Origin of the sequence: Bacteroides sp. 4_1_36, assembly GCF_003466325.1 — a bacterium.
GTDB lineage: Bacteria > Bacteroidota > Bacteroidia > Bacteroidales > Bacteroidaceae > Bacteroides > Bacteroides uniformis.
This window is the reverse complement of record NZ_QSOX01000007.1, coordinates 54,265-66,868: the sequence shown is the minus strand read 5'-3', so window position 1 is coordinate 66,868 and position 12,604 is coordinate 54,265. Positions and strand designations below refer to the sequence as shown.

Annotated in this window: 9 protein-coding genes; all 9 read right to left on the bottom strand. The window is 49.8% G+C overall.

Going from position 1 to position 12,604, the window contains the following annotated elements:
* Window positions 1–19: 19 nt before the first annotated feature.
* Entirely contained in the window at window positions 20–829 is an 810-nt protein-coding gene (gene murQ / locus DXD65_RS08950) for an N-acetylmuramic acid 6-phosphate etherase (RefSeq protein WP_005824981.1), read from the bottom strand.
* A gap of 53 nt (window positions 830–882) precedes the next feature.
* Window positions 883–1,722 carry a BadF/BadG/BcrA/BcrD ATPase family protein gene (locus DXD65_RS08945; RefSeq protein WP_005824980.1) on the bottom strand — a complete coding sequence of 280 codons (840 nt, stop codon included), beginning with the start codon at window positions 1,720–1,722 and terminating at the stop codon, window positions 883–885.
* A gap of 113 nt (window positions 1,723–1,835) precedes the next feature.
* Window positions 1,836–3,020: an acyltransferase family protein gene (locus tag DXD65_RS08940; protein ID WP_117749223.1), complete on the bottom strand. Its 1,185-nt coding sequence runs from the start codon at window positions 3,018–3,020 to the stop codon at window positions 1,836–1,838.
* A 33-nt stretch (window positions 3,021–3,053) separates the two neighbouring features.
* Window positions 3,054–6,014 (bottom strand): FAD-binding and (Fe-S)-binding domain-containing protein, encoded by a 2,961-nt coding sequence (locus tag DXD65_RS08935; protein WP_117887566.1) that lies wholly within the window; start codon window positions 6,012–6,014, stop codon window positions 3,054–3,056.
* Window positions 6,015–6,190: 176 nt separating this feature from the next.
* On the bottom strand, window positions 6,191–7,432 hold the full coding sequence (locus DXD65_RS08930; protein ID WP_005834674.1) for an exo-beta-N-acetylmuramidase NamZ domain-containing protein: 1,242 nt from the start codon (window positions 7,430–7,432) through the stop codon (window positions 6,191–6,193).
* A gap of 48 nt (window positions 7,433–7,480) precedes the next feature.
* Window positions 7,481–8,803 (bottom strand): MFS transporter, encoded by a 1,323-nt coding sequence (locus tag DXD65_RS08925; RefSeq protein ID WP_005824972.1) that lies wholly within the window; start codon window positions 8,801–8,803, stop codon window positions 7,481–7,483.
* Window positions 8,804–8,830: 27 nt separating this feature from the next.
* A complete protein-coding gene (locus DXD65_RS08920; protein ID WP_005834675.1) occupies window positions 8,831–10,150 on the bottom strand; it encodes a SpoIID/LytB domain-containing protein in 1,320 nt (439 codons plus the stop codon).
* Between the two features lie 41 nt (window positions 10,151–10,191).
* Window positions 10,192–11,124: a DUF4922 domain-containing protein gene (locus tag DXD65_RS08915; protein ID WP_005824968.1), complete on the bottom strand. Its 933-nt coding sequence runs from the start codon at window positions 11,122–11,124 to the stop codon at window positions 10,192–10,194.
* Window position 11,125: 1 nt separating this feature from the next.
* Window positions 11,126–12,586, bottom strand: coding sequence for a glycosyltransferase family 2 protein (locus tag DXD65_RS08910; RefSeq protein ID WP_009037755.1), 1,461 nt, complete (start codon window positions 12,584–12,586; stop codon window positions 11,126–11,128).
* Between the last annotated feature and the right edge of the window lie 18 nt (window positions 12,587–12,604).

The following is a 12,604-nucleotide window of genomic DNA, read 5'->3' as shown; positions in this document are numbered from 1 at the left end:
ATTTAAGAGTGAGTAATAGCTAAATCCGGTACGCATCCACTGCCTTTTTCACCGAACCGTGCATCAACAGCAGCGCCTTGGCTTTGCCATAGTCCAGTCCGAGTTCCTCTACAATCATACGGGTACCACGGTCCACAAGCTTTTTGTTACTGAGTTGCATATTCACCATTTTGTTGCCTTTCACGCGTCCCAACTGTATCATGACGGAAGTGGTAATCATATTCAGTATCATTTTCTGTCCTGTTCCCGATTTCATGCGTGAGCTTCCCGTCACATATTCAGGCCCTACAATCATTTCGATGGCTACATCTGCCTCTGCTGCCATTGGAGAGTCCGGGTTGCTGGTGATACAGCCGGTCAGTATGCCGTGTTCGCGTGCCTCGTGCATGGCACCAATCACGTAGGGGGTGGTACCGGATGCAGCAATACCGATGACCGTATCCTTATCTGTAATATTGCGTTCCGTCAACTCTTCCCAACCGCGGTGAATGTCATCTTCGGCATTCTCTACCGGATTTCTCAATGCAGTGTCACCACCGGCAATCAAGCCGATAACCAGCGTGGGGGGCATACCGAAAGTCGGTGGAATTTCCGAAGCGTCGAGTACGCCCAGACGTCCACTGGTACCCGCACCCATGTAGAAGATGCGTCCGCCTTGTTTCATGCGGGGTACAATCTGGGTTACCAACTTTTCTATTTGAGGGATTGCCCTCTGTACGGCAAGCGCCACTTTCTGGTCTTCGGTATTGATGTCTTCCAGAATTTCACGGACTGATTTCTTTTCCAAGTCATTGTAGAGCGATGGTTGCTCTGAGATTTTTACGAACATAAGGCTATTTACTATTTGACGATTTACTATTTACTATTTACGATTTGTCACTTTCAGTTGTGATATTTGATGAGTCCTTCCATGGGGCTCTTGATGATTGCACCCAGTTGGATACCCATTTCTTTGGCAGCTTCTGCCAGAACTTCCTTGTAATAGAAGGCTACGGAACCGATGAAATGTACTTTTTGATGCTGATAGTCTTCATATTGCATGACATTGCGTTTAAGGAATGCCTTAAAGCTGTTCAGTACCAGAGCGCGTACACAAGGTTCACCCAGATTCTGTGCAAGAAATGGTGACAAGCTTGCCAGGAAACGGTTGGGGAAAGGTTTACGGTAGACACGGTCGATGATATCAGCAGGTGTCAGGTCGAACTGTTTGAGGAATTTCTCTTTCAGCTCGGGTGTCATCTGATTTTTCAAGATATCGCCTACCAACAGTTTGCCCAAGCAGGCTCCGCTGCCTTCGTCTCCCAAGATGAATCCCAGAGGAGATACATTGGTGACAATGCTTTTTCCGTCATAATAACATGAGTTGGAGCCGGTCCCCATGATGCAGGCAATGCCTGAGTCATGTCCGCAGAGGCCACGTGCGGCAGCCAGCATATCGGTATTGACTTCCACTTCATTTTTCACACTGAGGTGTTTGGTTATGGCACGGTGCACCATACTTATCTTGTCGGGAAATCCGCATCCTGCACCATAAAAGTATACGGCATCCAGTTCACTTGTTTTCAGCTGAGGTAATAGCGCTGTTGCTATTTCATTACTGATCTCCTCTTCCGACTGAAAGAAAGGGTTCGTACCTTTCGTGAATATCTGTTGGAGAAGTACTCCATTCTCTACAACACACCAATCGGTTTTTGTAGAGCCACTGTCTGCTATTAGAATCATATAAAATAGTTTTTAAGGATTAAGGATTAGGGATGATGGATTAAGGATTAGGGTGTTGCATATAATAAAGGTGGTATCATTAAACATTAATCCTTCATCCTTCATCCTTATTCTCATATCTTGATATATATTTTTCGTTTGTACAACTGGTAGCCGATACACCAGTTAATGGCGATAAACAGCAGGGCAAAGGCAAGGGAACCGGCGGTTTCACCGAAAACGGGCATGAGGACTATATTGTATAAGAATCCGTGTATGCTGATGCTGCCGTCTCCCCACGGGAAACTGATACTACCGAAAAGTATGCTAAGTACGCCGCCCAATACATACATGAACAGCGGATTCACACCGAATGCCTCGAAAAACATGCTCCACTTCTTATAGCCTTTCACATCAATAATCCAGATAAGCAATGCCAGAAAACTGGATGCCAGTCCGCAAGTGACGAGTACGTAGGTAGGAGACCATATTTTCTTGTTGATGGGGCAGCCGTAGCTTAGCAGGAAACCGGAGAAAGTAAGGATAACACCTACCAGAAACAGTGTGATAAGCTGCGAATTGAGAAATGAGGCACGGTCTTCCGACTTGTTGCCATCCAGCATCAGCCGCCCTACACAGAAGCCCAGCAACACATGTGCAATGGCAGGAATGGTGCTTAACAAACCTTCGGGATCTATGCCGTTATCCTTGTACATGTGTGCAGGGGTCAGGATGGCACGGTCTACCACGGAAAGAATGTTTGTTTCATTATAGGCGAAACCGTTGCCGCACATCAACAGTATGAAGTAGCCTGTCAATAGGCCGGCTATCAGATAAGGTATATGTTTATGCTTCATGGTTAGTGCAATGATGGAGGCTGCTCCGTAGCAAAGGGCCAGCCGTTGCATGACACCCAGAATACGGATACGGTCGAATGTCCAGACGGAAGCCCATAGCTTCTCTCCGAAACTGAGGTCGTCCGGAGCGGAGGCCCAGTAATAGCAGAAACGCGAGAACCAGCCGATAGCCATGCCTATAAGGAAAATGACGATGGTGCGTTTCAGTATCTTCATGCCGGCGGCGTGGCTGAACTCGAAGTTGTATTTCTTCAGGGAAATGTATGTGGAAATTCCCATGATAAACATGAAGAAGGGAAAGACGAGGTCGGTGGGGGTCAGACCGTTCCACTCTGCATGCCGCAAGGGGGCATAGATATGTCCCCACGAACCGGGGTTGTTTACCATAATCATACCTGCGATGGTGACACCACGGAGAATGTCGAGTGCAAGGATGCGTTTACTTACTTTTGTACTGTTCATTGTAATATTTGTGTGTTAAGTTAATTATCAATCCTAATTATCAGCTGCCTTTGTACATTCGTCTACCAGATAGGCAATGGATACATAGGGGATACCTGAGTTTGTTGTCAATCCGATTTCACAAGTACGGCTGTTAGAGTAGCCTATATTCACTCCGGACGCTTCTATTTGCGGGCGGAGTTTGCGTAGGGCGTACGAGTTCAGCTCAGGATAGGTGAATCCCCGGTCTCCGGCAAAACCGCAGCAACCTACTTCTTCCGGCACGATGACTTTACTGGAGCAAAGGCGTGCAAGGGCTATAATGGTATCTGCCAGTCCCATTTTCCGCATGGAGCAGGTGATGTGGATTGCTACGGGGCGGTTAATAGGTGTGAAAATCAGCTTCTCACGTAAGAATGTATAGATGAATTCTGCAGGTTCATACAGTTTCATCTTCTTGATACATTCGCGCATGCGGTGCAGACAAGGGCTTTGGTCACAGAGGACGGGGTATTTGCCTTGTTCGCTGGCTTCCCAAAGTGCGGCCTCCAGTTCGGCTGTCTTGCGATCGGCAATGTCCAGCATCCCTTTACTTTCCCAAATGGTGCCACAGCAAAGCTTGTCCATATCTTTCGGGAAGATGATTTCGTAACCGGCTTTTTGCAACAAGGACACCATTTTATTTACCAATGACTGCTCTACGGGAGACTTCTTTGCCAGACCCATAGTCTGGTTGATGCAGCTGGGGAAGTAGACGACTTTGTAGTTACGAGTTACAGAGCTACGAGCTACAAGTGCTGCGCTATTATGCTGCATAGTGCTTGTAGCTTGTAACTCCGTAGCTTGTAACTGATAACTTTTCGGCATAGCCGGCGTCCATAGAGGTATGCCTAATGCATTGTGCAGCCCCTTGGTAATGCCGCTCATCGCCTTTGTCCCTAATAGTGAATGTCCGAAGTTGGCTAAGGACAATACGGGACGCAGTGCACTCTTGACACCAGCGAAATGATTGGCGACAAAGTCTCCGGCTCTGTATCCCAGACTGCCTTTGGGTAATGCTTCCTGGCGGATTATATGGGTAAGGTCGCCCGTATTGATACCCATCGGGCACGACATGGAGCAGAGGCCGTCTCCGGCACAAGTCTGGTTGCCGGGATAGCGGTATTGTTTTTCGAGCAGTGCAAGGCGTGTCGGGTCCTCGCCGCTTTGTTTCAGCCGGGATATTTCGCGCTGCAACACGATACGCTGGCGCGAGGAAAGGGTAAAGCCGCAGGAGAGACAGTTGACTTCGCAGAAACCGCACTCGATGCATTTGTCAGCTACGAGTGACGTAGCTTGTCTCTTGTCACTCATCACTAATAAAGGCAGCGGCTTGAAGTTCTTGATATGGCATTGCGGGTCATCATTGAAAATGACACCGGGGTTTAGCAATCCTTGTGGGTCAAACAGCTCTTTGACGGCTTTCATGGCTTTGTAGGCGTCATCTCCCCATTCATGGCAGACAAAGGGAGCCATATTCCGGCCCGTGCCATGCTCGGCTTTTAGGGAACCGTCATATTTATCTACTACTAAGGTCTTGATGTCATTCATCAAGTCTTCGTAGCGTTTCACTTCCGCTTGGGTACTGAAGGACTGGTTGATGATGAAGTGGTAGTTGCCTTCGAGAGCATGGCCGTAGATGCAGGCGTCATTATATCCGTGGCGGGCTATGAGCTGTTGCAGTTCTGCCGTTGCCTCCGGAAGGTCTTCAATGTGGAAGGCGATGTCTTCGATGAGGCAAGTGGTTCCCGGCTGGCGCGTACCTCCCACAGAGGGGAAGATGCCGGAACGGATGGCCCAGTATTTGGAATATTCCTCCGGACGGTCGGTGAAGCGTACCGGAATATAGGTGGTGAAGGCTTGCAGGCAAGCTTCAATGGCAGATATGTTCTGTTGCAGTTCTTCCGGGGTACGGGCTTTGGTTTCGGTCAGCACTGCTGTCAACCCGGTTTCGTCGCCGGGCTCCACGCCGGGGAGGGCAGAGGAGGCAACTTCGCCTTTGTATTTTAGGAATACGGGGTCGTTGACGGAAGAAAGGCTTTTATAGTCTAGCATTTCAGCCCCTTTTACTGTCCATTCGCCGGTTTCGTCGACCAGCTTCTTCATGGCTACCACAGCGCGGCTCGCTTCTTTGATGGTCTTGAAGTAGAGCATAGCGCTGGCCTTGTAGGGATAATCATATTCAGTCTTCATCGTCACTTCCGAAAGGAACGCCAGTGTACCTTCGGAACCTACCATGAGGTGGGCAATGATTTCGAATGGGTCGTCGAAACGGACGAAGGGCAACAGATTGAGCCCGGTTACATTTTTGATGGAATATTTGTAACGGATGCGTTCGGCCAGTTTTTCGTTGGTACGTATTTCATCGCGCAGTTCGCAGATGCGGCGAATGAAGTCACGGTGACTCACTTCGAAGGAGGCGCGGCTGACGGGATTTCCGGTATCCAGCAGGGTACCGTCCATTAGGATGATACGGGCGGAAACAAGCACCTTGTCGCTATTGGCGTGCGTACCGCAGTTCATGCCGGAAGCATTGTTCATGACAATACCGCCTACCATGGCGCTTTTCACCGAGGCGGGGTCCGGTGCAAACTTACGGCCGTAGGGAGCCAACAGTTCGTTCACACGTTGTCCGATGATGCCCGGTTGGAGGGTTATCTGTTCGTAGTCGGCGGATATGCTGTATTTTTCCCAATTCTTACCGGCTACGATGAGGATGGAGTCACTAATGGCTTGGCCCGACAAACTGGTCCCTGCCGCTCGGAAGGTGACGGGCAGCCCGTGGCGGCTCGCCAGTTTCAACAGTTGTGAAACTTCATCTTCGTCTTTCGAACGGATTACAATCTGGGGAATCAGTCGGTAAAAACCGGCATCCGTACCCCAGGCCAGCCGGCGAAGTTCGTCGGTGTAAATCCTTTCCTGCGGAATGAATTGTTTTGCTTCCTGCAGGAAAGCCATGTAACTATGCTCTTTCATGTTCACTTTTTTTTATTGCATCACTTCGCTTCAAAGTGCTCTGTAAACGTGTCTTACGAGGGGGTACATTCAGTCGTATACTGAATATATTTAAGTATACGACTGAATGTGGTTCTGTATACGACTGAAATAGTCTCCGTATCAGGCTCTTTTCCCTTCCTTATTTATCTGTAAATTTATTTATATAAATAATACTTTTTCGACAACTTACGGAAGTCTTCGGCATCTTTATACCAGTAGTCGCGTATGTCCTCCCAACGGTTCCGTTTCGAGAAGCGCTCGCGTATCTGCCGCGAACCGCTTACTTTGTCGAACATGTTGAAACGTCCCTTGTCGGCATGGTCAAACACGGCACGGTCAGGATAGAGGGCGGCGACTTCCTGCATGACCAGGAATTGCAGGTCGCTCAACGGTGCTTTGCCGAAATCCATGATGTGCACTTGCACACCTTGCAGCAACTCGCCTTTGCCTACACTATAGAACGGCTTTAGGTACATCGGTCTGAAGATGACCCCCGGTACGTTCAGACGGTTCAGGTTTCCGGCCAGCTTTTCCGCTTCCATCCATGGTGCGGCAAACATCTGGAACGGAATGGTATACCCCACGCCGATAGACATATATCCTAGTTCGCCCAGAATGCCGCTGACGGGGTAGAAGAATGCAGAATGAGGATGTGGAATGTGTGGAGAGGAGGGAACCCATTGCAGTCCGGTTTGGGTATAATCCATCTTGCGTTTCCAGCCTTTCATCTTCACTATGTGGAGATTACATTGTTCCCCATCCTTCAACATCTTCTCGCCATTGAGCATCAGTGCCAGCTCACCGCAAGTGAGGGCGTAAAGGTACGGAATTTTAAACTGGCTTACAAAAGAAATGCAATCATCTTCAACCAAGTTGCCTTCAATCTTCAATCCGCCTACGGGATTGGGCCGGTCCAGCACAATGAATTCCTTGCCGTTTTCGGCAGCGGCTTCCATGGCCAGTCCCATGGTGCTGATGTAGGTAAAGGAACGGCAACCGATGTCTTGGATATCATACACTAATACATCCACATCTTTCAGCATGTCCGGCGTGGCCTTGCGGGTCTTTCCGTAAAGCGAATAGACGGGCAGTCCGGTAGTCGCGTCTTTGATGTCCGTCACATGGTCGCCTGCGTGCACATCGCCGCGCACGCCGTGTTCGGGGCCGTAGAGTGCCACAAGGTTCACGTTGGGCGCCTCGTGCAGGATGTCAATGGTGGACCTCATCCGGTTGTCCACCCCCGTCGGGTTGGTAATCAATCCTACACGCTTACCTTCCAGGCATCGGAAATTCTGTTCTTTCAGTACCTCGATACCGGTCTTTATTCTGATCTTCTGTGCTTGCATCGCACCTCCGCAAAGGAGGCAGAGCAAGGATATAATAATAGTCCTCTTCATAACCAATCACTAAATATTACTCACAAAACATTAATCATTAACCATTAATCATTTTTTTCCATATTCCGGGTCTATCCTTCTGTCTGCAAAAATGGTGACAACAACCGTGGCGAAACAGCATATCATTACCAACCAGAAGAAGTCCGTATATCCGATAGCCTCCTGGATATATCCCGCAAACATACCTGGTATCATCATGCTTAGTGCCATGAATGCGGTACAGATGGCATAGTGGGATGTTTTGAATTCACCTTCGGAGAAGTACATCATGTAGAGCATGTAGGCCGTGAAACCGAAGCCGTAGCCAAATTGCTCGATGGCGATGGCGGTTGAGATAGCAAACAGATTGTCGGGCTGGGCAATGGCAAGATAGACAAACGTCAGGCATGGCAGAGTCATGCATCCTGCCATCCACCAGATGGATTTTTTCAAGCCAATGCGTGATGCGAACAATCCTCCGAGGATACCGCCCAGGGTGAGGAATATGACTCCGATGGTGCCGTATACGATACCTACTTCTGCTGTCGATAGTTCCAGACCTCCCGATTCTTTGGAGGCAACCAGGAAAGGCATACACATTTTGATGAGGAATGCTTCAGGCAGGCGGTACAGCAACATGAACACGATGGCCAGCAATGCGCCCGGTTTGGTAAAATAGGTGGCGAATGTTCGTCCGAATTCTCTGAATATAGCTCCTGCAGTGGCGGCATCGGCAGCCAGTGTTGACTTATCTGAGGTGGGTTTGGGGACTGCAAAGAGGTGATAGAACGTCACCAGGCTGAACAGAACGGCTGTAACCAGCATCGTGATGGTCCATGACAGCGGAATGTTTTCGGTTCTCAGTTCGATGGCGCCGGCAATGGCTACGAGCACGCCTTGTCCGAAGATAGAGGCGAGCCGGTAAAACGTGCTTCGGATGCCAACGAAGGCTGCCTGGTCACTCTGTTTCAGTGCCAGCATGTAGAAGCCGTCGGCGGCAATGTCGTGTGTGGCAGAGGCAAAAGCCGTGATGATGAACAGCATCAGCGTGATGCTGAACATGCTGATGGGGGTTGTTCCGGCCGCCATAGTCGCCTCGTCCGGCCGTGGAATGGACAGCGTCAGCAGGATGAATGCCACAGACATCAGAATCTGCATGGAAAGGGTCCACCATCTTTTGGTCTTGATGATGTCGACAAACGGGCTCCAGAAGGGTTTGATAGTCCATGGCAGATAGAGCAGGCTTGTGAACAAGGCCATTTCTCCGTTCGGTACGCCCATTTTGGTAAACATCATCACGGAGATGTTGTTTACGATAAAATATGGAATGCCTTGTGCAAAGTACAAGGTGGGTACCCATGCCCATGGCGATATGTTTTTTGTATGGTTCATGATATTGATTTATTGTGTTCTATTCGATTATTCATACAGCTTGTCAATGCTGGCACCTATATAGTAGTGCAACAGTATTGCATCATACTTATACCCTTGCTCGCCCATCACGGCTGCACCTATTTGGCAAAGTCCCACACCATGCCCCCAACCGGCACCGGTGAGGATGAAGCGTCCGGGAATGCCTTCGGCGGACAACTCCTCTTTGTCTACCACGAAGGCAGAGCTGTAGAGGTGTGAAGTGGAGAGCGTGCGGCGGATTTCCAGTTCCTTGCCGATGGTGAGTGTGCGTTTGGTTCCCACAATCTTCAGTTTCCAGAGGCGTCCGCTGGTTCCGCGGGCTATGGGGATAAGGTCGATGATTTGTCCGTAGTCAATGCCTGAACGTTTCAGAATGAGGGCTGAAAGCTCTTCCTGGGTATATTCCACTTTCCAGCGATAGAAGTCCGTAGTCTCCTGGTCATAGTTATTGAGTACCTGCGAGAGGATTTTCTTGTCGGTGGTGTTGCAGAATGCTTCGGGGGAGGTACGAATCCAGCGGTCCGCTTCGACTTCCTGCGTCAAATCGGGCAGTGTGGCGTGCGTTTTGCTGTCTCGTTGTTGGGCAAGATAGGGGTATTTGATGTCTTCCCAGCAGTATTGGAACTCCTCGAAAGCACCGCCGCAGCATTTGGAGAAACGGGCGTCGCAAATCTTACCATCAGATGTCAGTACCTGGCCGCGGGTAGCGGAGATGGCTTGTTTCACAATATCGGTAGAGGCACGTGTAATGCCCTGGTAGCGTTGACAATGGTCGTCGGCGCATACATCGAAACGTGTGTGGTCTTCTCGGTCGTACCAGCGAATCAGCTCTTCGTCGGTCTGCGTAAAGGCCGAGTAGTTAGCTTGGGCTTCGGTGATTTCCTTATTCTTTTGTATTTGTGCCAGTAGCCAGCTTCGGGAGATGACAGCGTGTGCCTTGAGCAGCTCTAGAGAAGCGGTGGCACTCATCTCGGAGGAGATGACGCTGGTCAGATAATCTTCTACATGGATGACGTTGATGCCGGTGAGCTTTCCATTCTCAACGATGATTTTGAGAGCACCCAGAAAACGCTGGTCTTCCTTGCGCTCCCAATGGAAATTGATGCCGATGGTAACGTCCAATAGTTCGAAGGCATCGGTCTGCTCGTGTTGCGGTTCAAACAGCAGTTCGTCATACCGGCGTCCATTCCAGAGAATCTTGCCTTCGTCGTAGGTCACTACCTGCTTGCCGCTGACTTCCGTTCCGTCCATGCGATACGGATTCAGCAAAACGAATTCTATCTGCGGTTCAAACAGAATGCCTACTTGTACTTTGGGCTCTTTCATAATGGTATTTCTTTAAAATTAGAGTTCTTGGATTTCAGAAGTCATATTTTTTCCCTGATACGCTGCCGTACCTTGTGGAAATCTGTGGCAGAGAGGCATACTTCACTTAATATCTGCGCCACGTCTTCCGCAGTGATTTTCAAGAAATCCTTTTCTACGGGGGTGATAAAGACACCTCCCAAGTCGACGGATGCCGGGCTGCTCAACAGATTGGCTTCTCCTTCGGCAGTATAGCAGGCGGGGCGGTGTTTCTCGCGCGGGAAGACAAAGACCACCCAACGGTCGGCCTCGTATAGGACCAGTACGTTCATCATCGGCTCGTCTTCTTCGGGTTTCACGTCCAGAGAACGGTAAATGATGTCGAACAAGTCTGCCGCGTCCTCTTTGGAGGTGGATTCAATCACAAGTGTGGCACGGGGAGCGTCGTCAAGATACCACAGTGCTGCTTTCCTATAATCGGCTATTTTCCCGGCAGTCTGTCCGCGCCAGTCCTTTTCAATAGGCATGAACCCTTTGTTTCCTGCCTGGAAATGAGCATGGTCGGGGGCGGAAGCACCACATTTGGGACCGTTGTAGAAGATGGTGTAATCCGTCAGCGCCTCGGCCAGCTCCAGCATGTCGGTGAAGCGGGTGGCTATGCGTTGAGGGGTATGTGCCAGTTCCGGTACTGTCAGGTGGCGGGGGAAGATGGGGAACGGATTCACCAGAATATTGTAGTGTCCTCCGAACGGGATACCTTTCTGTACCGGCGGCAAATTGGCCGGGCACAGAAAGCATTTCCGTTCCAGGATGGACTTGGCATCCACTTTGGCACCGGAGGAAACGATGCGTGCGGGGTTGAACTGTACCTTATAAAGTATCCCGTTTACATTCAGCTCTTTCACCCGCACACCGGAGAGGGCGGCATAGTTGTTGCGTGCCGTCTCCCAGGATGCCAATTGTCCAGTCAGAAGATGGTGTATCGTTTGATTCATATCACTTGTTTTTGTTCATCGCTATGCGTGCCTGAAGTTCCCAGGTACGGATGCGGTCTTTGTAGAGGTTGTGTCCGTTCATTTTCACGATGTCCAGTGAGGCATCGGAGTTGTCGTCCCAGCGGCGGCAGAGGTAGACCACGTCGTACACGCGTCCTATCTGGTACTGGCGGGAGAAGTTCAGTCCCAGTGCATAGTCTTCGCCATAGCTGGTATTGGGTACTTTCACTTCGCGCAGTACCGGGGTATAGAAGGCGCGCGGGGCACCCAGACCGTTGATGCGGAGGGCGTTGTTGCGTCCGTTTGCCGGAGTCCATTCCTTGTGGTCGATGATGCCCGGAGCAATCATGTTCATGTTGAAGTCCGTCATCATATAGGTGCCTACCACCATGGCGCAGTTCTGTTCGTAGAAGGCGCGTACCATGATGGCGAGTGTGTTTTCGTCTTTGTATACGTCATCGCTGTCCAGCTGCACGGCAAACTTGCCACACTTGGGGTGGTGTACACCTACATTCCAGCAACCGCCGATACCGAGGTCGTTGCGTTCGGGGACGATATGGATGAGGCGTTCGTCGTCCTTGAATTCGTCGATGGCCTCCGTTGTGCCGTCTGTGGAGTGGTTGTCGATGATGATAAGATTATATTTGAAGTCTGTCTTCTGCATCAGTACCGACTTGATGGCATCGCGGATGGTACGGATACGGTTGCGCACCGGAATGATGACGGAGGCCTCATATTCGAAGTTACCGGCAGAGAACTCAATCTTCTTGAACTCCGGTGCCAGATATCCCCCGATTTCTTTCAGATGTTCGGTACATGCCTGCTCCATCTCAATCTGGCGGTCACGGTTTTTGGGGTCTACATAGTCGAAAATCTTTTCGCCGCTCTTGCGGGTATCGTTTTCCACCTCGCTGTATAAGTATTCGTTGATATGTACCAAGTCTGAATGTTGGCTCAATTTCAAGCGCAGGTCGTAAAGTCCGGCGAAGTTGTAGTCAGACTTCATGTGTCCGGCGGCTTCCTTTAGTTTTTCGGTGTTGAAAAGGAGCAGGGAGCCAAAGTTGAAGTCATCCCTCAAGGAACCGAATTGGTAGTCGATTACCGGAGCGTTGCTCTGCTTGCCGTCTGCTATTTGGTAGTGGTCGGCATATACCATACCGGCGCTTGAATCTTCAAGGATGTGTATCATACGTTCCAGTGCAAACATACCCATTTCGAGCGTAGTCTCTTTGGTATAAAGCAATGTGTATTCTCCCTTGGCTGCATTAGCAATAGCTTTGAGAGTTGCACTGCTGTAGGGCATGTCAACAAACAATATTTCGCAGTCCGGGAGCGATTCCAGAGTGGCATCGGTCGTGATTAACCGGATTTCTTCTATAAGTCCTGTCGCCTGTAGGCTATTCACTGTTTTTTCTACTTGTTCTTTTCCTGCGTAGGGAAGAAAGCAACTGATTTTATTCATGATATATCTTTTAATTTT